Origin of the sequence: Methanosarcina barkeri 3, assembly GCF_000970305.1 — an archaeon.
Taxonomy (GTDB): domain Archaea; phylum Halobacteriota; class Methanosarcinia; order Methanosarcinales; family Methanosarcinaceae; genus Methanosarcina; species Methanosarcina barkeri_A.
Genome location: NZ_CP009517.1, coordinates 1,043,562 through 1,070,008, shown reverse-complemented (window position 1 = coordinate 1,070,008; position 26,447 = coordinate 1,043,562). Strand labels below are relative to the sequence as shown.

At 38.9% G+C, this 26,447-nt stretch carries 22 protein-coding genes and 1 pseudogene; 15 read left to right on the top strand and 8 right to left on the bottom strand.

Features of this window, described 5'->3' with window-relative positions; all coding sequences use genetic code 11:
* The first annotated feature begins 1,428 nt into the window (after positions 1-1,428).
* The 4 genes and pseudogenes from MSBR3_RS04345 to MSBR3_RS04330 form a co-directional block, all read left to right on the top strand.
* Entirely contained in the window at positions 1,429-4,038 is a 2,610-nt protein-coding gene (locus MSBR3_RS04345; RefSeq protein ID WP_048106692.1) for a HEAT repeat domain-containing protein, read from the top strand.
* A gap of 250 nt (positions 4,039-4,288) precedes the next feature.
* Complete coding sequence (locus MSBR3_RS04340) at positions 4,289-4,921, top strand: HD domain-containing protein (protein ID WP_048106690.1); 633 nt, start codon at positions 4,289-4,291, stop codon at positions 4,919-4,921.
* 179 nt (positions 4,922-5,100) lie between these two features.
* Positions 5,101-5,817: a histidine phosphatase family protein gene (locus MSBR3_RS04335; RefSeq protein ID WP_048106689.1), complete on the top strand. Its 717-nt coding sequence runs from the start codon at positions 5,101-5,103 to the stop codon at positions 5,815-5,817.
* Positions 5,818-5,960: 143 nt separating this feature from the next.
* Positions 5,961-6,633 (top strand): annotated as a pseudogene (locus MSBR3_RS04330) (IS110 family RNA-guided transposase); the annotation flags it as partial.
* Positions 6,634-6,777: 144 nt separating this feature from the next.
* On the opposite strand, the gene MSBR3_RS04325 reads toward MSBR3_RS04330, so the two are convergent.
* Positions 6,778-7,287, bottom strand: coding sequence for a shikimate kinase (locus MSBR3_RS04325; RefSeq protein ID WP_048106687.1), 510 nt, complete (start codon positions 7,285-7,287; stop codon positions 6,778-6,780).
* 225 nt (positions 7,288-7,512) lie between these two features.
* Here MSBR3_RS04325 and MSBR3_RS04320 point away from each other — a divergent pair, with 225 nt between their 5' ends.
* Complete coding sequence (locus tag MSBR3_RS04320) at positions 7,513-7,692, top strand: hypothetical protein (RefSeq protein ID WP_048106685.1); 180 nt, start codon at positions 7,513-7,515, stop codon at positions 7,690-7,692.
* Positions 7,693-7,841: 149 nt separating this feature from the next.
* Here the strand turns inward: MSBR3_RS04320 and MSBR3_RS04315 are convergent, their stop codons facing one another.
* The gene (locus MSBR3_RS04315) at positions 7,842-8,207 is read right to left on the bottom strand and encodes a hypothetical protein (RefSeq protein ID WP_230627779.1); all 366 of its coding nucleotides are present in this window, start codon (positions 8,205-8,207) and stop codon (positions 7,842-7,844) included.
* Positions 8,208-8,956: 749 nt separating this feature from the next.
* Here MSBR3_RS04315 and MSBR3_RS04310 point away from each other — a divergent pair.
* On the top strand, positions 8,957-10,411 hold the full coding sequence (locus tag MSBR3_RS04310; RefSeq protein ID WP_048106681.1) for a phytoene desaturase family protein: 1,455 nt from the start codon (positions 8,957-8,959) through the stop codon (positions 10,409-10,411).
* A gap of 279 nt (positions 10,412-10,690) precedes the next feature.
* Entirely contained in the window at positions 10,691-10,921 is a 231-nt protein-coding gene (locus MSBR3_RS04305; RefSeq protein WP_048106679.1) for a ferredoxin, read from the top strand.
* Positions 10,922-11,328: 407 nt separating this feature from the next.
* Here the strand turns inward: MSBR3_RS04305 and MSBR3_RS04300 are convergent, their stop codons facing one another.
* A complete protein-coding gene (locus tag MSBR3_RS04300) occupies positions 11,329-12,102 on the bottom strand; it encodes a winged helix-turn-helix domain-containing protein (RefSeq protein ID WP_048106677.1) in 774 nt (257 codons plus the stop codon).
* Between the two features lie 138 nt (positions 12,103-12,240).
* Between MSBR3_RS04300 and MSBR3_RS04295 the strand changes: the two genes are divergently transcribed.
* The 3 genes from MSBR3_RS04295 to MSBR3_RS04285 all read left to right on the top strand — a co-directional run bounded on the left by MSBR3_RS04295 (position 12,241) and on the right by MSBR3_RS04285 (position 13,392).
* On the top strand, positions 12,241-12,561 hold the full coding sequence (locus MSBR3_RS04295) for a hypothetical protein (RefSeq protein WP_155396720.1): 321 nt from the start codon (positions 12,241-12,243) through the stop codon (positions 12,559-12,561).
* Positions 12,543-12,743, top strand: a complete 201-nt coding sequence (locus MSBR3_RS04290) for a hypothetical protein (protein ID WP_048106675.1) — start codon at positions 12,543-12,545, stop codon at positions 12,741-12,743. Before MSBR3_RS04295 ends, MSBR3_RS04290 begins: the two co-directional genes overlap by 19 nt.
* A 211-nt stretch (positions 12,744-12,954) precedes the next feature.
* Positions 12,955-13,392, top strand: a complete 438-nt coding sequence (locus MSBR3_RS04285; protein ID WP_048106673.1) for a hypothetical protein — start codon at positions 12,955-12,957, stop codon at positions 13,390-13,392.
* Positions 13,393-13,605: 213 nt separating this feature from the next.
* Here MSBR3_RS04285 and MSBR3_RS04280 read toward each other — a convergent pair whose 3' ends face one another.
* From MSBR3_RS04280 to MSBR3_RS04260, 5 genes are all read right to left on the bottom strand, one after another.
* A complete protein-coding gene (locus MSBR3_RS04280; RefSeq protein WP_080942191.1) occupies positions 13,606-15,087 on the bottom strand; it encodes a tetratricopeptide repeat protein in 1,482 nt (493 codons plus the stop codon).
* A 1,090-nt stretch (positions 15,088-16,177) separates the two neighbouring features.
* Positions 16,178-17,272, bottom strand: coding sequence for a hypothetical protein (locus MSBR3_RS04275; protein ID WP_048106671.1), 1,095 nt, complete (start codon positions 17,270-17,272; stop codon positions 16,178-16,180).
* Positions 17,273-17,568: 296 nt separating this feature from the next.
* On the bottom strand, positions 17,569-18,252 hold the full coding sequence (locus tag MSBR3_RS04270) for a DUF72 domain-containing protein (protein ID WP_048106669.1): 684 nt from the start codon (positions 18,250-18,252) through the stop codon (positions 17,569-17,571).
* 396 nt (positions 18,253-18,648) lie between these two features.
* Positions 18,649-19,665 (bottom strand): hypothetical protein, encoded by a 1,017-nt coding sequence (locus tag MSBR3_RS04265; protein WP_230627777.1) that lies wholly within the window; start codon positions 19,663-19,665, stop codon positions 18,649-18,651.
* Between the two features lie 332 nt (positions 19,666-19,997).
* A complete protein-coding gene (locus tag MSBR3_RS04260; RefSeq protein WP_048106666.1) occupies positions 19,998-20,606 on the bottom strand; it encodes a M23 family metallopeptidase in 609 nt (202 codons plus the stop codon).
* 466 nt (positions 20,607-21,072) lie between these two features.
* Here MSBR3_RS04260 and nikB point away from each other — a divergent pair, with 466 nt between their 5' ends.
* From nikB to MSBR3_RS04235, 5 genes are all read left to right on the top strand, one after another.
* Complete coding sequence (gene nikB, locus MSBR3_RS04255; protein WP_048110033.1) at positions 21,073-22,008, top strand: nickel ABC transporter permease; 936 nt, start codon at positions 21,073-21,075, stop codon at positions 22,006-22,008.
* Between the two features lie 108 nt (positions 22,009-22,116).
* Positions 22,117-22,998 (top strand): ABC transporter permease, encoded by an 882-nt coding sequence (locus tag MSBR3_RS04250; RefSeq protein WP_048110032.1) that lies wholly within the window; start codon positions 22,117-22,119, stop codon positions 22,996-22,998.
* The gene (locus tag MSBR3_RS04245) at positions 22,991-23,776 is read left to right on the top strand and encodes an ABC transporter ATP-binding protein (RefSeq protein WP_048110030.1); all 786 of its coding nucleotides are present in this window, start codon (positions 22,991-22,993) and stop codon (positions 23,774-23,776) included. The genes MSBR3_RS04250 and MSBR3_RS04245 overlap by 8 nt, the downstream gene beginning before the upstream one ends.
* Positions 23,777-23,794: 18 nt before the next feature.
* On the top strand, positions 23,795-24,739 hold the full coding sequence (locus tag MSBR3_RS04240) for an oligopeptide/dipeptide ABC transporter ATP-binding protein (RefSeq protein ID WP_155396719.1): 945 nt from the start codon (positions 23,795-23,797) through the stop codon (positions 24,737-24,739).
* Positions 24,740-24,779: 40 nt separating this feature from the next.
* Complete coding sequence (locus MSBR3_RS04235) at positions 24,780-26,405, top strand: nickel ABC transporter substrate-binding protein (RefSeq protein ID WP_048106664.1); 1,626 nt, start codon at positions 24,780-24,782, stop codon at positions 26,403-26,405.
* Positions 26,406-26,447: the final 42 nt, after the last annotated feature.

Here is a 26,447-nt window from a genome sequence, read left to right as displayed (position 1 = left end):
TACTTTAATTATCTATTGAGTCGTTTTTATTTATACTTGGAGAAGGGGAACATTTAACTCAGTATCTAAGACAATGTAAAGCGGAAGATCTTAATACTAAAGACAATTAAAGTTGCAGAGCATATATTAAATCGTTTTTTATCCTGGTACATGGTAAATGTTTAGATGACCTTGTTAGTGCTGATATATAATCATTTAGATTTTTTGAATTCTTCTACATATGTTTGTAAAGGGTTGGTAAATAATTTCTAAAAACGGTATTTCTAAAACGGTATTTTTTTCTTTCATTCAATTTTTCTTGCAAAAATTCCAGGGCCTTATGTGCTAATTTTATAATTTTTCCTTGTATTACTACTTTACAGACATTCTTAAAAAAGGGACTTAACCCGGGCTCAGCGAGGTACTTATGCCCTATAAATATGTTTTTTAAAGTTGCTATTGTCTATTTCAAGTAAATCTGAAAAAGGATATAAAATAGATTTATATAATATCTTAATTCTCTGATTTTTATTTTCGTTTGGTGTCCTTCTTTTTCATCTGGTCAGTATTGTTTGAATTAACATAAATTGTAAAAAATAGAGTAGAAACAGAGCAGGAATAGATAAATAAAATTCAAATAATGACATAAAACTATTTGAAAAATCCAGTTTCGTCCATATTACTCGCTACTTACTTTTTGCGTCGCCTGATGTTGTATCGTGTACCAACCTTCTACTATTTTTGAATATGCAAAACCATTTCAGGATACAACACATAAAAATATTTCATAAAAACAGCTCATAAAAACAGCTCATAAAAACAGCTCATAAAAACAACTCATAAAAGCAATTAATAAAAGGAGGAATATGTCTCCAAATTTACTTTTAAAAAGTTTTACTGAATTGGGAATCCCTGAAATATACACAATGATTTTTATCATTATCATTTTATATTTACTTTTGAAAAACTTAGAAAATAGAAAGCTGTAGATTGAAGAACTGTCATGCATAATAAGAAGTTTCTAATTTTATTTTTTGCTTTTATCAATTTTTCTTGCTGCCTGTGTATGATTTTACGTTGTTTTGTTTAGTCTATTTCTAGCCTCGCTATAGTCCGATTCAGTTTTAGCAATGAAAGTGACCATGTAAAATGAAGCAAATTCAAAGTTGAACTAGAATAGTAAGTCATCTGTGCACATACATCTGTGCACGTTACATAACTGCAATAGCAGAAAATGAAAACGTGAAATTATTTTGAGTAAAATATTCCAATCGTGATTGCAATTAATTCTATGATAAGCTGCGGTTAACTGCAGGTTTCACTTTAATAATTTTTACTTCCAGCTAAAATCCAGAATCAATACTTATATGAGTAAACCTGCCAGATTGTGATATTGTAAATAAAGAATATTTATATAGGACGACACTAGAGCAAAGTTGGTGGGAATTCTTGAGTGAGCAGCCAGAGATACATAACAAGACCTTCAGTCAGGTTTCGGATGATAGAATAAAAGCTGTAAAGCAACTGGGGACTTTTTTTGAGGTTTTGCCTGACAGAAGACAGGCTTTTGAAGATCTGTTAAGGCTTTGTTCTGACGAAGACGATGCAGTCAGGGAAGAAGCCGTTAATTCTCTTATAATGATTTTTCTTAATGTGCCGGATAAGAAGCTTGTGTGGGACAAGTTTGTGAATCTGACAGCCTATCCAGTAGAATCCGTAATGATAACTGCAGCCAGTGCTCTGGTAAGCATATTTTCCCTTATGCCGGACAAAAATAAAGCGTGGGAAGACATTGTCGGGCTGATAAACTCCAGATCAAGCATGGAAGATGTTAACAGGGAAATCGTCAGCTCGTTTCAGTATTTAATAAAAGAAGTCCCTGATAAGGTGCAGGTGTGGAAGGATCTGCTTAAAATGGGAACATCAGAACATTCTTATGTACGGGAGAAATCGACTTTGCTTTTGAGCCTTGTTTTTCCTGAACTGGTGGATGAAGAAAAAGAAAAAGCCTGGAACGAAGTACTTGAACTGGCTAGCGAATCTGCGGATGAAAAGGTAAGGGAGCAAGCCGCCCGGACTCTCGGAATTATTTACACGCAAATGCCAGATGAGATGAAGGATGAAACCCTTGAGACTCTAATGGAACTTGCAGTATCAGGAAACCCTGAGGTCCAGAAAGAATCCCTTCTGGCTTTACCCTCGGTTTTTTCTCATCTCCCTGATAAAAAAACGGCTTGGGACGACATCCTCAGGCTTACAGAAGACGAGAATGAGTATATTCGAAGGCAGGCTATCAATGCCCTGGTTTTTATCTTTCCTGAGATGCCGGACAAAATAAAAATATGGGCTGATTTCCTGAACCTGGCAAAATCCAGAGATGATTATGTCAGGAACATGGCCGCTGACGCTCTTGTATCCTTATTTCCAGGGCTGGATAACAAAGACTCACGATGGGAGGAACTCCTCGAACTTTCTGAAGACAAGGACGAAGCCGTGCAGAGTACAGCGGTTAACATTTCCATTAAGGTATTTCCACACGTTTTCTCCAGGAGAGAGACATATTCCGAGCTTGTACTCCTGGCTGAAACCAAGGATAGTCCTTTGCTCCGAAAGGTTGCGGATACACTTGCTTCTGTTTATCCAGAGTTATGCAGTATACCTGAGGCAGGCAAGGGGTTGGAAGAGATAAGAACAAGTAATTCCGGAGAGCAGGATAAAATGGAGAAAAGTAACTCTGGAAAGCAGGATGAAACGTGGGAAAAGCATGAGTCAGGAGGAGATAACAAACTCCGGAAAGAAGGTAAATTCAGAGAAAAAGGAAAATCAGGAGAAAAAAGTAGCAGTGTCCGGATTGAAGAAAAAAGAAACAAAAAGCCTGCTTCTGGCCTATTTAAAAATCCTGTCTCTGATTATTCCAGGCCTGAAGTAGAGAGCAAAGAGCACATACAAAGAAAAAATACGAAGGACTTGTTTGCTGATTATTCCCTATATACAGGCAAAACACAGGATAGCTGGAACGAACTCCTTAACCTGGCCGGAAAGGAGGAGACAGGCACCGGAAGGAATGCTGCAGACTGGCTTTCGGAAGTCTTTCCAGAGGTTGAGGGAAAATCCACAATTTTTTTCGACCTTGTGAGGCTTACTGAAAGCCAGGATACTCAGCTCAGGAGGAAAGCTGCAGAACTTCTTGCTGCTGCTTTTGCCTATTGTGAAAATAAGCAGGCAGCCTGGAACGAGCTTGTAAAGCTTGTATCAGTTGAAGATCGGGAAGTTAGGAAAGGAGCGATTCTTGCCCTCTCTTCAGGCTATAAAGAAGTGCCGGATAAAGAAAAAGCCTGGAAGGACCTATTGAGTTTTTCCGATCATAGCGATAGTTTTGTTCAAAGGGCTGCAACACGGGCCCTTGGACCTTCTTTTTTTTATATGACTGATAAAACCCAGGCCTGGAGAGATCTGCAGGCGCTTACTGACAATCCGTACGTTTATGTCCGAAGGTATGCTTTCCGTTCGCTTGGAAGAGCTTCTTTCTGGAGAGCACTAAGGGCGGAAAATGAAGCTACTTATATTTTCGGGCTGAAAGAAGCCGTCAATTACTTTAAAGAAGCATCCGAAGCCTCTATTGGCCCCCATATTCCGGAATTCTATTATCCTTTTTATCAGGCCCTATTATTCATTCTTTTCAGTGACAGGCCTGGCATAGCAAAGCTTGAAAGTGAGCAATACCTTTCAAAAATGACAGATGAAGTCAAGGAGCAGGCTGAAAGTCAGAAATTCCTCGAGATCTTTGAACAATTCGCAGGGCTTCTCACACGTGCAGGAGAATTATCCTCTGGAGATCTTTCAGGTCAGAAAAAGATACTTAAAGCTTCAATTCTACTTTTTGACCGATTTTCAAGCTTCTTTGATAACAAAGAAGAAGAGGCCATTTTTGCCCAAAAAACCGTGAAAAAAGAAAAGATTGTGAAAAAAGAGTATTCAAACCTTGGAAAAGCTCTTCTTGAGCGGGTTGAGAAAAAGAAGGCATCCTTAACAAGCGACCGTAAAAAAAATAATTTTTGACCTGATTTTAAATTTGCAATCTTTGCTAATTTATTTGTTCTATTGCATTTATTTTAAATTTGGGATGAAAATATTATTAATTTGATTAATGTAGATAAATATAAGAAATAAATAGAAAGAGATTTTAATTCATATAGAAAGGAGGTTTAACTCATGTATAAAGGAGGTCTAACTCATATCTAAAGGGGGTTTTAATCCTAGTTCGGCTAATAAACCTTTAGGAAGTAATCAGCCAGATGAAGATTCAAACGTGAAAACATTGAAACATAAAAGACTTGAGAAAGACCTTCGTCCTGAGCCGTTGCCTCTGGAGGATCTCTACAGTATTTATGAAATTGAACGCAGCCACGCCGATAACGTGGCCAGGAACGCTCTTAAGCTCTTTGACATTCTTGCTTCTATACACGGACTGAAACCCGAAATGAGAAACCTGGTAGAAACAGCTGCTCTTGTCCACGATATCGGAGTAAAAACCGATTTTGAGAATCATCATAAAACAGGAAGGAACATTTTACTCCTTCACCCGCCTTTAGAGGTGCCTGAAAGACTCAGGCCTGTTATTGCCTGGACGGCTTTCCTGCATAAAAAGAGTGCAGGCAAAGAGAAAATTGAGAAACTTAAAGAAAAAAATTTTGAGAAAATGCCTGAAGATCTTCAGGAGCTTACCCTTAAAGTAGCTGCCCTTATCCGGCTTGCCGATGCCCTTGATTATAGCAGGATGGAAAGCAGGCTTGGAAAAGTTACCTTCGGGAAGTGCAGTATCAGATTTGAGCTCGAAGGGCAGGGAGCTGTAACTGATGCGGAAAGAATGGAAAAAAAAGGTGATCTCTGGCACCTTCTATACAATATCCGGCTTGAGTTCAGGTCTTCACCGAAGATGTAATAAACCATAAGGTTTACTGGTTTCTGGCTGTATTTGCTGGCTTCTGGCCATATTTACTGGCTTCTAATTACACTTACTGGTTTCTAGCTACACTTACTGGTTTCTAGCTACACTTACTGGTTTCTAGCTACACTTACTGGCTCCTGGCTATAGAAACTGATTATATGGAGGATTGTTTTATGGGTCATCTTATACTTGTAAGGCATGGAGAACCTGGACTAAAGCCCGAAGAAAGGCTTGCCGGTTGGGTGGACATTTCTCTCAGCAGGAAAGGGATAGAAGAGGCTCTTCAGTGTGCAGCAGAGCTTGAAAAATTCGAGCTGGACCTTGCTTTTGCCTCAAACCTTGTCCGAACGCAGGAAACTCTTTTCTTAATATTATCCGGGCAGAAGAAAACAGGTGTTGTCGTCCATGAGAAAATGGAGAATGAAGGAAATCCAGGGAAAACGAACTGGTACTCTTATCCTGAAAAACTAGGCGAAAAACTTATCCCGATTTATTTCACGCCTTCTTTAAATGAACGTTACTACGGGAAGCTGCAGGGAAGAAAAAAGCAGAAGATGGAAGAAAAATACGGAGCCGAAAAACTTGCTTCCTGGAGGTGGAACTTTCAGCCAGGCCCACCTGAAGGAGAAAGTCTCAAAGTCGTGTATGAACGTGCAGTACCTTATTTCAAGGAGAAAATCCTGCCTGCTGTAAATGCAGGAAAAAATGTGCTGGTCTGTGCCCACCAGGGCAGTTTGAGGGCTCTGGTCAAACATATAGAAGGGATTTCCGATGAGGATATCAGGAAAGTCAGGTTTTCCACAGGCGAGCTTGCAATATATCGGTATTCTGAAGGCAAGCTAATTCGGGAAAACGCTGAGATAAGCTCCGAGAATAAAAAGAACCTCTGATATTTCTTAATATCTTTCTTCTCTTTCAAATTCTCAATTTTGAATGCTTGAATATTTGCAAAGAAATTGGTATCATAGGAGGCCTTCTAGGAGATATCTAGAAAACGTACATGAAATTCTTCAAATAACATGCACCATCGAAGGTTCGGAAAAAAGCTGCTCAGATAAGAGATATTCTTGATCAAGAAATTTCTCAAAGTGCTGCATTAAGGCTTCAAATCTGTCTGAGACTCATAAAGAGTCTTGATGATGAGATCGAAACTTTAGAGAAAAAAATTTTCAATTATGCTTATAAAAAGTATAAAAGGGAAATGGAAATTTTAATGTCAGTTCCAGGTATAGGGGAACTTGGTGCGGCAATTCTACTTGCTGAAATAGGTAATTTTAAGGATTTTTCTTCTGGAAATAAGCTTGCTTCCTGGCTTGGTCTGGGGTTCCTAATGTGTATCAATCTGCAGATAAATACCACAAAGGTAGAATCACAAAGAGAGAATCAAAGGAAGCAAGATGGATTCTGATGCAGATTTCTTAAGCAGCAGCAAGAAAGAATAACAGTAAGTTAAAAAATTTTTTAACAGAAAAAAGAAATCAATTGGATATGCCAAGGCAATAATTGCCCTGGCAAGGAAAATTGCAACGATAATATGGCATCTTATTGTAAACGATGAGATGTACGAAGATGGAACTGGATATAAAAAGGGAAAAATTCAAAAGAGGAAGATTGTTGAGACTGAGATATTCTCGGTTGATGAACGAATAAAAATAATTAGTGAAATATTTGCGATAATGGAAAAAGAAGGTGAAGAGAGCACGTGAGGAAGATATCCTCATCTACTTTCATGCAAAATTAAATCTCTGTAGAAAATTAAATAACATATCGATCTAAAAACCTTAACTTAGAAAGAGCAACTATGTTAAAACACAACTGAAAACCTTAATAAACCAATTTGAGTCATAGTCTCAGGTATTCTCCTCAAAACAGAGTTCAATGATCTTTTCAGTGATTTCTTGAATATTTTCTTTTCCGTTGAGCTTTATTGAAAAATCGGCATATTTCTGATATAGAACCATTCTTTCTTCAAAAAGTTCTTTCAGGCTCCTATCCCTGAGTCCTACTATGCCCCTTTTTCTTGCGTTGGGAAGCCTTTTGGCAATGCTTCTGAATGCAGTGTCCAGAAAAATTATTTTTGAAATTGTTTTTAAGTGAGTCATGGCTTTTTCGGAATAAATTACACTCCCACCAGGAGAAATAACGCTCCTATCCACCTGCTCGAGCCTTAGAATGGCTTCTTCTTCAAACCTGATAAAAGCCAGATCTCCCTCTTTATCGATCAGAGTCTGGAGGGGCATTCCTGTTTTTTCCCTTATCAGATGATCCACATCGATAAAAGTATATCCAAGGCGCTTAGCAAGTGCTCTCCCTATAGTACTTTTTCCCGCTCCTGCCATGCCGATTAATGTAATGTTCAATGTGATACTCTCCAAATTTTGGAAATAAAGGAACTCGCTACCTTAAGCTTCACGGTACAACGGTCATTGGGCCTTAAATCATTCGAACAAAATATACTCTCCAGCTATATAAAACGTACAACGTTTTCCTTTTACCTTGAAAGGATTATTAAATCTAACTGATAACTTGAAATTCCAAAAAATGGACCGGAATCCTCCTGTATATGTTATTATTAGGTAGATATTATGAAAATACCCGGACAGAAAGAAATGATGTTCATAAATAGTTTGAGAAATCGAGAAACAAGCCAGATAGACAAAAAACAGCCTGCAGTGACCCCGCAAAATAAAGTTAAGGTGAGACATATACAAGAAGAAATTAAAAATAGAAAACAAATAAACTTTAAAAGGAAAAAACTGGTTTAGAGAGTTTGTTTTCTTAAAAAACTACTTTTTAAAGAAAATATTTCTTAAAGAGACTACTTCCTGAATAGACTACTTCTTAAAGAGAATATTTCTTAAAGAGACTACTTCCTGAATAGACTACTTCTTAAAGAGAATATTTCTTAAATAGACTACTTCTTAGAGAGACTACTTCTTAAAGAGTTCTTTCTCAAATATTGATCTTTCCGGTTTACAGGTTCAGCCTCAAGGCTGTGAATATGCCTCTCAATCGCTTCCGGAGAGTGAAGGAAAGAGAGTATATACTCAGAAAGGACAGTTCTGGTACCTGAGATATAATGCTTCAAAAGTCTTCTGGCAGTTAACTTATCAACCTGCTCGAGGGAAACAATAGCAAGATACATAAGAAGTCGAATAAAAAATACGAGATGAAGCACAAGCATTTTGACCCAGGGACTATCCGAACTGATCGCCATCCCGCAGATCCAGCTGCAAAGCCTGAGAGAATATGAAATAAGACTGTTTTTATACAGATTCAAAAACAGTAGGAGGAATATAAGAAAAATCAGACCTCCAACTATGAGAGATATTTAATGAGCTGAATACATAAGAGCCATAAACCTTTACTTTCTGTTACTATTTTAATTTATGTACTTTTATTGCTTTTCGGAGCGTATGAGGACGTCAAAAAGTTATAACTTGAGTTCACAGAGTTAATCAAGGAATGGGTTTGGTTCAGCTAATAATGAAAAAGGAAATAATAACCAGATAGAATGCTCGAAAAGCGAAAAATCTGACCAAAAAAGATTTCTGCTTCCTGTGTCTTTCTATAAAGTTTTAACGCAGTTTTCCGAAAATCATTATGTGCTAACACCTATTCTTCTGACAGAATGAAAAACGGGAAAAACCGGGTCATGCTTTAGCAGAAGGAACGAGTCTATCTGTAAACATTCCGTTCAAGATAAAATATGTGCTTAATACTTTTTTAGCAAATAGTAATAATAAATAGAAACAATATTTAGTATTCTCAGATATTTATGTTGATTTCACCTGTGACCAGGCAAACTTTTGTTAATAAAGAGTCTCCATAAAGTTAAAATTCGAAGAGAAATTCTAAAATTATCAGCAAGTTATGAGTAGTAATAATAACTAAAACAGTCACATTAAAACAGTCACACTAAAACAATCACATTAAAACAATCACATTAAAACAGTCACATTGGTTATAGTGGCTAGAAATTAGCCTCACGGGAAAATATAGGGCGTAAAAATAGAGGTTGTTTTGAAAATGAAAAAGTATGACGTAGTTGTTGTCGGGGCGGGCATAAGCGGGCTTTTAGTAGCTCTAACACTTTCCAAACACGGAAAAAAGGTCCTTGTTCTTGAGAAAAGGCAGCATATTGGAGGAAATTGCAATAGCTACATGGTAGAGGGCTATCAGGTAGATACAGGAGTACATGCGATAACCCATCTGATTGAAGGACCCCTGAAGAGATTGATGGACAATTATTTTGATTATCTACCTATATTTGAAGACTACGGGTACTACTATATTCGAACTGAAAATACTTTTGTCAAAGTTCCTTCCAATCTCAAAGATTTCGTTACTTTTGATGTGCTTCCTAGAAAGGACAGAGTTTTGCTTTCCCAGACCCTTACAAAAGCTTTTACTCTTTCTTCATTCGGAATAGATCTTTCAGACCGAGCAGTATACGATTTTTTGCCAAAAAGCCTTTCAAAAGACACCTATGATTTTGTGGACACAATGTCTATTTCACTTTCAGGAAAACCTATGAAGGAGACCTCAGCTCAACGTATCCTGTATGGCAGTAATTTTGTAAGGGATAGTATTACTCAGGAGCAGTTTGATGTCATGATAGGTAAAATGGAACCGAAAAAATCCCAGTCTACAGAATCTATCCTTGCCTCAATCCTTCCGTATCATCTTCATGCTTCTCTTCAGGCAAGAATGACCAGAGTTACTCAGCCGTTTGCATCCCTGGAAAGGCTTGCAACAAATGATGTAAATGATTCTCAGGGTTATCCCAGAAAAGGCTTAAAAGCCCTGCTCAACGCCATTCTTTACTCACTTCCGGAAACTGTGGAAATCAAAACGGAATGTGAGGTTAAATCCGTCCTTGTACAGGACGGAAAGGTTTCAGGCGTGGAAGCCGATGAGATATATAACTCTGAACTTGTTGTCTACACAGGTTTTGCAACCGAGCTTCCCATGCTGATAAGGGATCTTCCCACAGAGTATATTAAAGACCTCAAGGGAATTGTTCATAGTAAAAGCCTGACAATTTGGCTTGGACTTGAAAAAGAGTTTCCCAATTTCAACTACACAGGCTCAGAGATCTGGTTCAAGGATTTTGCCTATTGGGCAACTCCTATAAGTAACTATGATCCTTCGCTTGCTCCAAAGAATAAGCAGCTTATAGGCTTTTCCTTCGTGATCGATGAAAATAAAAGTGAAGAAGAGGAGACAAAAAAAGCCTACGATACAATTTTCCATGCCCATCCGAACATTGAGAAATATATCGATATGCAGCACGAACAGATAATGGTCCCAGAAAAAGCTGCAGTCGCAATTAATGGAAAGTTTGCAGATATTCGAACTCCTGTTCGAAACCTCTATGTAGTGGGTACCGATACTGATAAACGCAGCATGGGAATTACCCGAGCTTCGTATTCGATTATCGAGCTCCTGAAGATTCTCAATGAGGATGAGAATCTTCACTAAAACATGAAATAATGAAAAGGGTAATTCAAGTTTTAACCAGATTGTTTTCAGGTTTTGAGACAAATGTACAACAGTGAAAAATTCAAAAAACTATATGAATAATTACTAAACTGGCTAGTTACTAAACCAGGCCTTTTTGATATGCATTAAGATGTACAGGATTGCGTAACTTCTCGAGAAATTCAATTCACTAAAAAATTTATTTTGGAATGTTAAGCTATATATAAAAATTCTCTTAATTACTCTTATTGTAAAATAAACACAATGGGGGAGTGAAGTATAGCCGATAGCTCAGATAAAGTTGTTGAAAATATTCCAGGACCTTATTATTGTGACTACAGCTGTATAGCCTGTCATCTCTGTGTAGATACTGCGCCTGAGAATTTTAAGATGAACGATGATGATTCCAATGCTTATGTATATAAGCAGCCTGAAGATGACGAAGAAAAAGAACTTTGCGAAGAAGCGTTAGAAACCTGTCCGGTTAACGCAATAGGAAACGACGGCTAAAATAACGATGGCTAAAATAACGATGGCTAAAATAACGATGGCTAAAATAACGATGGCTAAAATAACGATGGCTAAAATAACGATGGCTAAAATAACGATGGCTAAAATAACGATGGCTAAAACAACGATGGCTAAAGTGCTTGACGGCCAAAGTGACTAGCAGCAAATAGTTGACAGTTAAAGTGTCTGACGACTAAAATGACTACTGGAATAATTTGTTTGATTTAAGCCAATTTATTGGCTTTATAATTTTACTGGTTATTACTGTCTTTATACTGTTTTCTTATTGCTTTTTCCTTGTTATTCTTTTCATTGACTGGGTTTTCCTTGCCATTGGCTTTTCATTGACTGTTTTTTCCCTGTAATTGCTTTTTTACTAAATACTGCTTTTGGCTGCCTTTGCTTCTTTATTCCTTCTCAATTTCAGAATAGATTCTGGAAAGTCCCTGCAGAGTGGAGTAGCCTTTCCTGGTAATGATATAATCTCCCCGTTCGTTTCGCTGTAAAACCATTCCTGTTTCAAGCAGTTTTTGGAGGTGAAAGAGCAGGTTTCCGCCACGCAGGCCTGTAAGTTTAGAAAGTTCGGAAAACGTTTTGCTTTCTCCTGAAAGCGCTTTGAGCATAATGAGACGCTGTCGGTTTGCTATCGGCTCGCAAACTTCAGTGACCAGTTTTTCAGGCTCGAGTTCGCTAATATCTATTTTCTTGTCCTCTTCGTCCTCTTCTTCATAAATCTGGAGCGAACGCATAAGTTTGACCTGCTTTTCAAAAACGTTCGTAGCTTCCGAAAAACATCTGCTGCAGTTTGAGGTTTTTGCTTCCTTTTTTAATTCTGCCAGCTTGTCCTGGTAAAGTTTTATTGTTTCAGTTTCGATCCTGCCTCTTCCAACAAGCCCTGCGGTTTCTTGCAGAAACTCTCGAAAAGCCTTTTCACAAAAATCCCGCATCCCGCAGTCTGCTGTCATACACGTATTCATTCTATCGCTTGCGTCCTCACATAAATAGTCTACCATGGGCTTCATGAAACTTTTTCTCATCTCCTCAATCATCCCTTCAATATGTTGCTGATTTGCTCTCTGCAAAAACCGTGAGAACTCATTCCGGAGGGATGTTACTTCTTCCTTGATAGAGTGGAGCTCCTCTCGGTAGTAAATCTCGGAATTTTCGTTACTTATCTCCATTTTTTATTTGCCTCGGAATTTTTTTAAAAACTATTGTAGGAAATTAAAAATTCTTTTAGTTAAAGCTTGTTGTAATTAGAACCAACATTAACATTGTTAAGAATACTGTTTAATTGAAGGCATTATTCAACATGTTCATTGAAATTGAAACTTAAGGACTTATCAATGGTGTTTATTGAGGTGATATTTCAAGGGATAATTGTAGGGATAATTGTAGGGATATTTGAAGGGATATTTGAAGGGATATTTGAAGGGATATTTGAAGGGATATTTGAAGGGATATTTGAAGGGATAATTGTAGGGATATTTGAAGGGATAATTATAGGATTATTAAAGTTTGTTAACTTAAGGTCATTTTTCTATACAATCGCAAATGTGTACATAATTATAACGCTCAAGTATATAAATATATACAACATTTTTGATCTCGGTGATAAATCATGGAATTACAGGATATAAACAACTTTGTACAGGCCGCAAATGAAGATCAGCTCAAAGCCTTCGGCTTTCTTGGGCAATGGATGGCGGAAAATGCCCCTAAGTACTGCAACTGTACATCTAAGTGTTCTCAGAGCTGTGAACTTGCAAAGGTACTTGGTGGAGCGCTTCAGGCGACAGGACAAAAACTTCAGAGGCAGTAAGCAGGATAAGCAAAAAATAAACAGAATCCTGTTAGGATAGACTGTCTTTTGTATTTTCAGTCTTTTTGTACTTCTTTATATCACTCAGATGTTGTTCAGCCCGATGTTTCAGAAACTCTTCCTGTGCTGCCGGAAGCTGGCTGAAAACTGTGTTGCAGTTTTATATAAGCAGATGTATACTTAACTTAGAACCTAATAGAGGGAACTCAAGATGGAACCAACGACGTCCGAAAGGGAAAACTTCTGGAACGCAAAAACCTACGCATTCCTCACCGATAATACAAAGCCTGCAATGAAGTGGGCCATATCCGAACTTAAAAGCCGTGGCAAAAATGTTTATGTTATCGACCTTTCCGATAAACCGGAACCAGGCTCTTTAAGAAAAGTGTCCGAGCTGCCAGCCGGCCTCGACCGTGCTGTCCTGGGAGTCACAATAACCGACCCTGGAAATTTCGTACCTGCCCTGAAAGAGAAAGGCATAACTAAAATCTGGCTCCACTGGAGAACAGAAACCGAAAAAGCTGTTGACACCTGCAAGGCAGAAAGTCTCGAATGCATGACCGAACACTGCCCTATGATGTACCTCGGAAGCGGATTCAGCATACATGGGATACACAGGACGATTGCAAAGATGACCGGGAAGTATTGAAACACTGATCTGAGAAGTACTAAAAAACTGGCCAGATAGTTTCTACCTAAAACGTCAACTTTGAAGTACCGAGCTTTTCCAATTAGTATAGCGAGCCGTTTTGAGGAGATTGCTTTTCTCATTTACAAATTTGTGAATATTTTGAATCTCGTTTCTTCTTGGCTGCCGATGATCTCTACTACCCTTAGAACCTTGTGTATCTCTGTATGAACCTCATCTCCGCCAGCTTCTTTCCATTTTCTCATACAGGCCAAGTAGATTATTTCGTGTGATCTTGAAATAAGGGTGGTCCGGACCATACTCTTTTTCGATTATGTCGAGGGCTTTTTCGTAGAGGTTGATTGCTGTTTCGTATTCGCCCATGCTTTCGTGGAGGCCTGCAAGGTTGTTCAGGGTTGTGCCGACATCAGGGTGGGTAGGACCAAGGGTCGTTTCATAGATCTTGAGGGCACGGGTGTAGAGAGGAAGGGCTTTTTTATGCTGGCCGAGGATCCTGTAGAGTTCACCCATGTTGTTCAGGGTTTTGGCAACATCAGGATCCTCAGGACCAAGGATACGTTCCCGGATTTCAAGCGCTCTTGTGTAAAGTTCAAGGGCTTTTTCGTGACGGCCTTTCTGGACATACACGCCTGCAAGGTTGTTCAGGGTTGTGGCAAAGCCTGTGTGTTCGGTTTTTCCGAATTTTTCCATAATTTCCAGGGACCGGGTATAAAGGATCATGGCTTTCTCATACCTTGTAGTCTGGAAATAGAGCAAAGCAAGGTTATTCAGAGTCTGGGCCACCTGCGGGTGTTCAGTACCGTACACTTTTTCCTGAAGCTTTAGTGCCTGCCCGTATCTGTCCTCAGCTTCGTCAAGTTTACCTGTTTCCGAAAGCAGGACACCAAGGTTATTCAGGGTTCCTGCTCTGTATCCCAGAATCATACTATTGTCAGGCTCCTGTTCCTGAAGCTTTTCAAGAAATTCGAGAGCTCTCCTGAAACATTCTTCAGCTTTTTCCGTTTTTTCCAACCCTTTATAAAAAAAGGCAGTCCTGTTCAGGGTCCTGATAGCGCCAAGGTTTTTCGGGCTCAGGAACTTTTTCTGGGTCTCCAGTGCCCGGGTATAGAATGAAAGAGCCTCTTCACGCCGGTCCATCAAAGCATAAAGAATGCCAAGTTCACTGAGTGTGTCCCCGGTCTCAGGCCTGGGCTGGTCTGGAAGATTTTCCCGAATTTTTAAAGCCCTTAAAAAAAGCCCGAGAGCTTCTTCGTAGTTTCCCATATAGCGGTAGATTCCTGCAAGCCCATTCAGCACATATGCGGTTTCCGAACTTTCGGGTCCTGGCTTTTCTTCCACAATCCCAAGCAATTCTTCATAAAAAGGAAGGAGCACTTTCCAGGATACTGACCTGTAAAAGGGCTCGGCTTTAACTGTAAACCAGCTTACCAGCTCCTCTGGCTCAAAGGTCTCCTTTGCGTGTATAAAAGCTTCCTTTAAGGCAATCTCATCTTCAGGGGTGATAAGCTCCGAATCAAGATCTTTCAGCCTCTGATCATACCTTTCAAGCAGAACTCTATGATTTTCCGTTTTTATTTCTACTTCTTTTCCTGTTTCCTTTTTCAGCTCTTTCTCTGGACTTTTGTCTTTAGCTTCGATAGAGGTATTTTCATCAAAAATCTCTTTTTTTCCCGAATTTTTCTTGAAATCAGTCATAGTTCACCCCTCCTGAACGAAAAGCAGTATAATAAGTATCTTTATTTCAAAATATAAAGAGTTTCGCCTGGAATTCCAGTTATATCAACTCTAAATACTCTGGAATGCTTCTATAAATAAGCTTGTCTCATGTAATATTTTACCAGAGTTCCCCCAATTTACATACGCATTAAAATTTGTAACAGTAACAAACAATAAATAAATCTCTGACAGGTTAAGCTGATTTATCATGAATTTAGTTTATCAGGAGTTCTGGTTTACCAGGAATTCTGTTTTCTCAGATCTTCCAACAGGCTCAGACTTTGCTCTTCTCATACTCATTTCTCGCTCAATGTTGACATTGTTGAGTTGATTGAAGTTGGTATCATTGTTTAACATTATTGATTAATTATTTTTCAGCATTACTTTCCATATCTAATACTTTAATTTGCATATCTAATACTTTAATTTGCATATCTAATACTTTAATTTGCATATCTTTATCTGTTGAACTGTTTTCATGATTCCTGAAAAGTAGACAGTGAAATATGCCATTCCTGGTGAAGAAGGACTTGTAGCGTTTGTATAATAGTGATAGTGCCTGATATGTCCAGAATAATTGGAATAATCGATGAGCCTATCCCAAAACCAATATAATGCCAGAATAGGAGTTATAATATTAGCGGTAATAGTAGATTAGACAATCTATTGGAATAATCGATGAATAAATTTCACTTAAATTTTGACGACTATTGTCAATATAAAGGTATATTAAAATCTTTACTGCCATCTTAAGCTAAGAAAATGGCAATCCGCTCTCACCATAGTGTCAATTCCCTGGCATAGCATCAACTCACGGAATTCAGGAAAAAACAGAGTGCTCGAAAAAAGTGATCTATAGTACGCTAAAAATAAAAAATCGAGGCAACAGAAAAATAAAAATCAAACATATAAAAAATAAGAAAGTCAAAGGTCAGGAAAATAAGAAAGTCAAAGGTCAGGAAAATAAGAAAGTCAAAGGTCAGGAAAATAAAAAATCAAAGTGTCCGGAAGATAAAATGTCAGGACAGCTGGTAAAGAAAATAAACCAGGGGCTGGTTAAATTTTTCGTTTACCAGACAGCGTTGTTTTTAAGAGTTGCGAGAATGTTTGTGAACTCGTTACTGAACCTGCACTTTCCAAAGTCCGGAGCACTCAAAATGTTCTTCTTTATTTCCTGCAGTCCGATCAGGAGATTTATATCGTCGCTGTATTCAAATCCACCATCGGATACCGTGATATTTTCGGCAAGGACGTCAAGAAGTTTTGGATCAAGGTCATTCGTGATGTATGTATCTACAATCAGGAGGTCTGAAATTCTTTTATAGAAGTCAATGAGCTCCTGGTAGCCAGGTATCGCATAGGCTTTTGCCATCTGTTTTTGCCTGTTCAGGTAGATCAGGTAACGTGAGATTGTGCTTATAATGTTCTCGATACCGTCTTTTTTAGGGAACGCAATTGGAAACCTTTTCAGCATTTGTGAATTAATTTTACTTCTGCTCTGTACTCCTTTACGGCTCCAGACCTCAGGAAAAGCCCTTGCTATCGAAGAGTTGAGTACAGCCGTAACATAGAGGTAGAGTGTAGGATCTCCGAGAACGATTCCTACTCCGTTTGCAAAAACGTGCTTTCCGGTAGGATCATATGAAGCCTGAAGGCGAGAGTTGCTGGTAATAATGATTTTGGGTGTATTTATATAACTTAGAAAACTTTCGTTCTCGAAACGGTAATCAGCCGAAACGAATTCATCTTCTTCGGTCTCAGACTGCTGTTTGATTTCCAGTAACTGTTTATAAGCTACAGGGAACTCTGCTTTCAGTTCCTCAGGCTGGAATATCCTGTATTCTTTCCTTATGTTATTGTCAAGGATCTTATAAGGCACCATAAACTGGTACTGAGTTGACTGAACCGCAAATTCATTCGAAACGGAATCGTCTACATAAGGGTACATAAGTTCCTTTTCAATACTTACCTGTTCTATGCTCACATTTGTGTTGGAGTCTCTACAGACGCAGGACACATCTGTGCAGTTTTCACTTGAAAAGCCAGCTTTTTGTAAAAAATCATTTGTTGGGGGTACACCTTCAAAAACTTCTATCGAGATGTCTTCCAGGGTTCTAGGGATTTCGCTCAGCCTTTCTACAATATAGTCCTTACTCCAGAACATATATTTCACTTCTTTTTTATATATATAGGGAATTCTGGGTAAAATGGTTTCTTTGTTAGGGTTGGGTTCTCAAAAATTCGTTTTTAATTTTGAGGTACCTGATTTTTAACTCCTCAGAATCTCCATACTAAACTTTGAATATACCTCTTAATATAATAATTTATTCATAATAAAAGGTTAACAATTGAAAGCGAACTTTTTGAGTTAACAAGAAAAATAAGAACTAACACCGCTGAATAAAAATCCATCTTCCAGAAAAAGGTAGACTTTTTAGAATTAAGGGATTAATTAAAGGTTTACAAACCTGAAGAGATTTCCAGTGCCTTTCTTGCGTTATCCAGCATATTATGGTCGTTATTGAAATAAATGTAGGTCTTTTCAGGTTCGAATGAAAGAATTTTTCTGAGAGTTTCGCTAATTTCTTCCTGAGAATAATCGTAACTGTACCAGCTATTTCTCCCATGCATTCTCATATACACGTTTTCTCCGGGAAAGATGCGGTTCCTGTAGTCAGGCGAGTCTACGGACACCAAGGTTAATTTTCCAACAAGCTCTGAATATACCTTGTCATTTCCTAGAAGTTCTTTATTCCTTATCTCCAGGGCAAACTTTTTCCCAAGTTTTGCGGCTTCTGCAAATCTGAGCGCCCTTTCGACATCATCAAACTTTGGAGGAACCTGAAAAAGATAAAAATCAATGAGATGGTCCATGGGCTCGAAAAGCTCAAGGAAATTCTCCAGGATTTCCAGGGAACTTTCACTGAGTTGTCGCCAGTGGGTTATGGATCTGTGAACCTTTATACTCCATCTAATTCCTGTTCCCTTCCTGTTCCAGCCTTCAATCTGCTCAGGTGAAGGAAACCTGTAAAAACTTGCATTAAGTTCAACACTGTTCAGCCCGGAGTTCTGGATAAACCAATCAAGGTTTTTCTTCTTGTTCCAGTCATAATACCAGCCGCTTGTGCCTACAAATGCCTCCATAGAGTCCCCATTTATATATCGGTATAATAGCAGATCTAATTTTGGTTTACCCCCACTACTTATAAGCGAAAACCCTGGTGAGCAAAGTGAAAAATCTGGTGAGCAAAGTGAAAAATCTGGTGAGCAAAAACTGACACCGTATTAGAGACCTCTAAGCGAAAAACCGGTAAGAATTGCAGAAACTTGATAGTAAAAACGGTGCGAATTGCAGAGACTTGATAGGCAAAACTGGTGCAAGAGCAGGCGCATGAATGCGATTTTGACTACAATACAATTTTACTGAACTGTAAGATCAATACAATTTCACTAAGCTGTCAGATCAATACAATTTACTGAGCTGTCAGGTGAGATGAAAATTCTTCAGGTGAAAAACAGGTTTTCAGGTGAACTGGGTTTTCAGGTAACATAGAACAGATTCAATACCCCATGGCATGTGCAGGTAGTAGCAACGAAAAAGATTCTGTCCTCAAGGCTTTCAAGTCTATTCCCACTACTCTTTTCTTTAAAAGTTTTTAAAAACTCAAGGATCTCCAGCAGGTTCTGCTTGAACTCACTTCCTTTAAACCCACCTATACCCGGCTTCATCTGATAACTTTCAAAAACCCAGCCTGGTAGCTTCCGGAGAAGTTTTCCTGTATATTCAGTAATAGTTTCTGGTTTTTTCCGCCCAAAGGTAGGACAGCGGTCTCTTGGACCCGGACAACCGTCAGGGCATATTTCTCCTTCCCTTGCATAAGAGAGAAACAGCATGCCATATTCAGGGTAACGTCCTGCGATTACATCATAAGGAAAGGAAACTGCAAGCTTTTCGAAAAAGGACATGAGCCTTTCGTCTTCAGGTCGGATAAAAAGCTCGGTTACCGGGCTGTTTTCCTTCTGGCTTTTTTCCAGAACTTCTTTTGTATTTTCATCTTTTCCGGGATCCGGAGGGAGTTTTAGAAGGTCGGAAAGCATATATGCAACCGCATGGCAGGGAACGGCAGGGATAATGTATTCAGGAATGCCGAGGCTTAGAAGAAAATGAATGCTATCCAGGTCCATTCTATAAAAATAGGCTTCTACATCATTGTTTTCTACCTTGTTTCCTCTCCTCTCTCTTTCGTTTTCTCTTCTTTCGTTTTCTCCTGCTGTGCTGGAGGACTTGAGTGTTTCATCGTGAAATGACCCTAAAGCTTTGTTTTTCAGGAGATTTACTAGCTCGTCTTCAGTTTTGATGATGTTTGACTCCCTTGAGGCAGGTGCATTTTCATCCTTATCGATGACAAGCACGAAGGGATACTTATTTTTCCGTGCATATTCAAGGAAATTAGTGCCGATTTTTCCTCCTCCAAGGACGAGGTAGTAGTTTTTGATTACCGGAGTTTTCTCAAGGGAACTTATTTTTTCGTCAACTGCAGACGTTTCACATTTCATACCTTCCATAGAGACCAACCATATAGTTAAGACGGCAGTAAGCTGTGAATTTTTCTTACGTTTTGTGTGGAAATTGAGCTTGGTTACAGATACACAATTCAATTGTAGCATAATTGGTATGGTTAGTATAATTTATATAACCAGTATAATTTCCGATATAATAATAAAGCGACTATAAATTAATGACACAGTAACCATAGTTCATATAAGTTCACGATACAACAATTATAGACTTATGATAACAATTACAAACTTATGGTAATAATTAAAGATTTATGATAACAATTACAAATTTATAATAAATAATTAATAATAATAATAAATTACAGGTATTATGGTACGATGGATTTATATGGATCTAATCTTTCAAGGTATCCGGTAGGATCAATCAGGTTTTCAGGTATTTCTTCGGCAAACCAGTTTCCTCCGAGATAGTTCCTGTGAGTGACAACGGGTTCATTCTCCCAGACTTCAAAATGGAGCATGCTTGGGTTTTTGTTTTTTAGTTTCTGGATATAAAGCGGGCAGAAACCATCGATTTTCTTGGAGTTCAGAACCATTCCAACCCGACCTATCAAATCTCCTGGCTCAATTTCATCTCCTTTTTTCACGGTGAAGCCTGCAAGTTCTCCATATTTACAAAACAGTCCCCTACTCTGTTCGATAATTACATAGTAAGTCGGGTTCCAGTAAGGCAGTATTTCAGGCGAAGTCATCAGACCGGTTTCTGCGACTATTCCTCTTTCAACTGAAACGACTTCCGTATTTTCAGGGGCATACAGGTCAACTCCGCAATGATATCGGTCGCCTCTATTTTCCCAGAAGGAACCGGCTTCTCCTTTTTGAGGAACCTGAGTTTTCTTGAGGCTCGCATTATCAATGTCTACTTTTTCCGGCGTTGTGTTTTCCTGAACCTTTATGTTTAGAGGCCAGATTCTCATGGAGTCTCAGTGTACATGAAAAGTATAAAAGCCTTTTTTACTTCGATATATTTTCTGGAAAGAAATTAGGAAGCTACCTTTTCAACCAAATGTAGAAGCTTTGTGAGTTATTGCAGGCAAGAAGAATTTGTATTTATCGACCTCGTTGCTTGCAACAGGGGGTGCGCAAATACAACTTTGGTTTTCAAGCGTGAGTTTTAAAAATCGGACATTAGAAAACTACTAAAAAAAACGAAAATATTATATATTAAGTAAATATACGTCACATAGTAACACATATTATTGTGTATATATATTGTAAATAAAATATAATAATATAATAGGAAATAAAAATGCTATGAAACAGCAGTGATAAAGCTATGCAGACGGATACAGATCCGAATTATACGTATCCGTGAATCCCCCAATTTCGAGCGATTTGATACATGTTTGTAAAAGGTGTTAATATTTGAAAAGCAAAAAGGACATGAAAAAGCTTAAAATCGTTTTAAAAAGGTTGCTTCAAATAATTCCTATGCTATTAATTGTAACAATTTTAGCGTTTGCCTTAAGCAATATGTCATCGGGGGACGTGACCGAGATAACCATTCGCAGCCAAGGGTTGGAGGTTACCGAAAAAAACATTGCAGCAGTCAAGGAAGATTTAGGGTTAAATGAACCCCTTGATATTCAGTATATTAACTGGTTGAAAAAAGCAACTGAGCTTGATTTTGGGATATCCTTTCAAACAAAAAAACCAGTTTCCGATGAAATACTATCCAGATTTCCAGCGACCCTTGAACTGGCAATTGCAGCAACAATAATATCTGTTCTTTTCGCCATTCCTATTGCTCTGGCTTCTGCCAGATACAAGGATTCGTTTATTGACCATTTTTTTAGAATTTTCTCTACCGCAGGTGCAGCCATGCCGGATTTCTGGCTTGGCCTTATACTATTATATCTTTTTGCCGTAAAGTTAGATCTTGTACCTGTTATTTCCGGCAGCAAATTACAAAATATTTTTCTGCCCGCATTTACCCTGAGTGTAAACTACGGAGCTACGTACATAAGAATTTTGAGAAACAATCTCATAGAAATCAGTAATTATGACTTTATGAAAGCGGCAAGAGCAAGAGGTCTTAGCCAAAATGCCGTATTGATGAAGCATGGATTAAAAAATGCCGTGCTTCCCTGTATTACCCTGATCGGGGTGAACTTCGGCAAGCTTTTAGCGGGTCAGTTTGCTGTGGAGACCATTTTTTCCTGGAACGGCATAGGGAAATTTGCTGTGGATAGTATTAAGCTCAAGGATTTGCCCGTTATTCAAGGATATATCGTGATTGTCGCGGTAACCTTTATTGTCATCAATCTTTTACTGGACATTTTGTACCTTTATATAGACCCCAAAATACAGCTTGAGTAACAGATAAATGATGAACAGAAACGGAAGGAATAGACTCCTTTCCAGGCTATTGGATATGCTGAAATTAAGGTGTATAAGAGAGAACCGTCTCCTGTTGCAAGAGGAGGAATGGCCATCATTTTGAAAAGAAACGTGCTATTGAAATTAAAAAAACAAAAATTAGCCATACTGGGATTTACCATCATCATAATTTTTGTGTTTGCAGGTGTTTTTGCCCCAGTCGTGGCTCCCCACAATCCTTATGCGGTGGATCTCACAAAAAAATTACTCAAGCCCTGTATAGAATTCCCCCTGGGCACGGACCAGCTGGGCAGATGTATCCTGTCAAGATTGATTTACGGAATTAGGACCAGCCTTGTAACGGCAATTGTTGCTACTGTCCTTATACTGACACTGGGAGTTCCTCTCGGTATGATTGCCGGTTATATGGGCGGATGGCTTGATAATTTCATCATGCGTCTGGCGGATATTGCATCAACCTTTCCCTCAACTCTTTTGGCCTTGGCAGTTGTGGGCGTATGGGGGCCCAGCATCGTAAATATTATGCTTGTGTTCGTGGTACTTTGGTGGGCTCCTTTTGCAAGAATTGTCCGCAGCATGGTGATCAAGCTGAAAGAAAAAGAGTTCGTACTGGCAGCCGTTGCTTCGGGAAGCAGTAGGACGTCAATTCTTTTAAAGCATATATCCTTGAATGCGCTTTCTCCCATCATCGTACTGGCTACCCTGAGAATAGCAGCCGTGATTATGCATGTGGCCGGCTTTTCCTTCATTGGACTTGGCGCACAGCCCCCAATGGCAGATTGGGGAGTCATGCTGAGCGATAGCAGACAGTATTTGACCTCACAACCGTTATTGTTGCTTTGGCCCGGATTAACCATAACGCTTGCCGTGCTTGCCTTCAATTTGTTTGGGGAAGGGTTAAATGATGTCCTTATTCTTTCTTCCGGCGATGTGTCTGTAGTAAATGGGGGTGATGGGAAAAATGGCTGAAAAGCCGGTTCTATCCGTCATCAACCTAAAAACCTACTTTTATCTAGAAAAACAGGTAGTGAAAGCTGTAGACGGAGTCAGCTTGGATGTGTATAAAGGTAGAATTACCGCGCTCATAGGTGGTTCAGGAAGTGGAAAGTCGGTAATGTCATTATCCATCTTTAATTTGGTGGATAAGCCGGGAAAGATTATCGATGGAGAAATATGGCTAAATGGGGTAAATCTCAGAAAACTGAGTGAAAAACAGCTTTTAAAAGTAAGAGGCAAAGAAATTTCGATGATATTTCAAAATCCGACCAGCTCCCTGAATCCTGTGTTAAAGGTAAAAGAACATCTTGCCGAGGTAATCCAAACCCATAATAATGAGATTGTGAAGAAAGAGGCGCTTAGCATGTTCAGAGACGTGCTTTTTCGTGTTGGATTGAAAAATACGGATCAGATTCTTGAAAGTTATCCTTTTGAACTCAGTGGAGGCATGTGCCAGAGGGTGATGGTTGCCATGGGATTACTGGCACATGCTCATGTGCTGATCGCAGACGAACCTACCTCGTCTCTGGATTTAACAACCCAAGCCGCTATACTGGAAGAACTCATGCGCTTAAAAAACGAAGGGTTGGCTGTTGTCCTGATCACCCATGATCTGGGAGTTGTTGCGCAAATGGCAGATGACGTTTACGTAATAAAAGACGGCAAAATTGTTGACAGTGGGACCGTTTATGAGGTGTTCCAATCACCAAAGCACGCATATACAAAATCCCTGCTGGATGCAGTTTTTTAATAGGAAATGGGTGAAAGTGTGAATTTAGTCGAAATAAAAGGCGTTTATAAATGCTATCACAAAAAAGCGAAACCAAAGGAGTATGCCGTATATAAAGTGAACTTAAACATTAAAAAAGGTGAAATTCTGGGCCTGGTAGGCGAATCCGGCTGTGGTAAAAGTAGTTTGGCAAAAATGATTTTAAAGCTGGAACAACCAACTAAAGGAAAAATTCTTTTTAATGAGCAGGATATCACAGATTACTCATTTTCTCAAATGCGGAAAATCAGAAACAGAATGCAGATGGTTTTTCAGGATAGTACCAATGCTTTTAACCCGTATTATACGGTAGAGCAGATCATCAGTGAACCCCTGAACAATTATAGCAACGAATCCGAAAAAGAAAAAGAAAAGAAAATTGTTTCCATGCTGGAGAAAGTGGGGCTAAACAAAACATACCTGACCAGATACAGTCATGAAATGTCTGGCGGTCAGAGGCAAAGGATCGGAATCGCCAGGGCCTTGATCCTGCATCCGGAATTTGTCGTCTGCGACGAAGCAGTTTCCAGCATTGACTATGCCTTGAAAAAACAGATTTTAAACCTTCTGACTGACTTGAAGCAGCAGTTTGGTCTAACCTATTTATTTATTTCTCATGATATAGCCGCAGTCAACAAGATCTGTGATCGAGTTGTCGTTATGTACTTGGGAAATATTGTGGAAGTTATCTCCAATATCAATGAAAATGTACAGCATCCTTATACCAAAGCCCTTCTTGCAGCAACTCTTTTCCCAGATCCAAAAAAAAGAAGAAAAAATACGGTGCTGTTTAGAGAAGGAGAAGAAATAAAAGTACCTGAGAAAGGATGTGTTTTTCAAAATCGCTGTTTTTATGCACAAAATATTTGCAAAACCAAGCAACCAGACCTAATGACGCAAAAAGACGGACATGAAGTTGCCTGTCATCTTTATCATCATTGCTAAATTAAAATTTTTGGAGACTAAAATTTTTAGAGGGAAGAAAATGAAGAATAAGTCTTTATTAATCATGCTTGCACTGTTAATTTGTGCTTCATTGATCCTTACGGCTGTCAGCAAAAACAATTCTTCGGAAAACGATCTTGAAAAGTCGAAGGCAAAGGAAGTTGTCGTGGCGATCTATCGTGACGGGGCTATGGATGAATTGGATGCAGCAACCTATAATGGTCCCCATTTTCTATACAAGATGATCTATGAGGGTTTTGTGGAAGACGGAGGAAATGGAACGATTCTTCCCCAGCTTGCTACAAGCTGGAAAATTTCACCGGATGGAAAAACATATATCTTTAATCTTCGCAAAGGGGTAAAATTTTCAGATGGTACTGACTTCAACGCCGATGCTGTGATCTTTAATCTGAAAAGATGGGTTAACAATGATCGCCATTCCATCCTGACAGCGGTTAATGTAGAGAGCATGGAGGCAGTTGATAACTATACGGTAAAAATTGTGTTTAAAAACGGAGCTTATCCTATTTTGACGGAATTGACCTACCCGAGACCAGTTCGATTTTTAAGTCCTTCTTCCATCACGAAGGCTTCGGGAGATAATACGGGTAATTTCACAAAACCCGTCGGTACCGGGCCGTGGATGCTGGAATCCTATGTAAAAGATCAGGAGTTTTCCCTTGTACCAAACCCATATTACTGGGGTGAAAAACCCAAGGTGGACCGCATTATATTCAAGGTTATACCGGATGGACAAGCAAGAGTTTTAGCGCTTCAAAGCGGCGAAGTGGATATTCTGGGTGGAGACCTGATAGGAAAAATCCCCATGGAGAGCTTTTTAGAGCTGAAAAACTCCAGTTCCTTTAAAACATTTACAAAAAGAACCATGTGTTCTCATTTTATTGCCTTTAACCAGAATGTAGAGGCATTTCAAGACAAAAATGTCCGTTTGGCCATGAACTATGCCATCAACAAAAAAAGCATTGCGGAAAATCTGTTCAACAACGTTGGCTTAGAAGCCAATGGTTTGTATCAAACAGGTGTCCCTTATACTACGCGGGAAAATAACTATGGCTTTTCCAATGATAAGGAAAAAGCAAAGCAATTACTGGAAGCAGCCGGATACGTCGATACAGACGGTGATGGTATTCGTGAAAAGAATGGAAAAAAGCTGGAGTTTAACTTTGTGTTATCAACAGAAGAATTCCCCGAATGGAAGCAACTGGCAGAGTTTGTGCAATCTGAATATTCTTCCGTGGGTATCAAAGTAAATCTTAATATTCTGGATAAAAACGGATATGAAGACGCCACGATGAATACAAAAGCATTTGACATCGCTTTGATGAGAACATCTTCGGATTCATGGGTGCCCCATGGTTCATTGCTTGAGATGTTTTCGATTCTTTCTACCAGCAACGCCGCAAAGGTGTGGTATGATGAAGGGCTCTACAATAATATTACCAGAGCATTAAACAGCATTGATGAAACTGAAAGGCAAAAGAACTACGATACGGTATTCAAATTTATTAGTGAAGAAGCCCTCACCGTCCCCTTATATTACCCTGTTACTTCCTTTGCTGTCAACACAGACAAAATAGAAGGATTCGAAATCGGTGTGAATAACTACGCGCCTATAGAATGGCAAAAACTCGGTGTAAAACAATAAGATTTAAAAATATTTAATAAGCAGATACGCTGCCACCTTTAT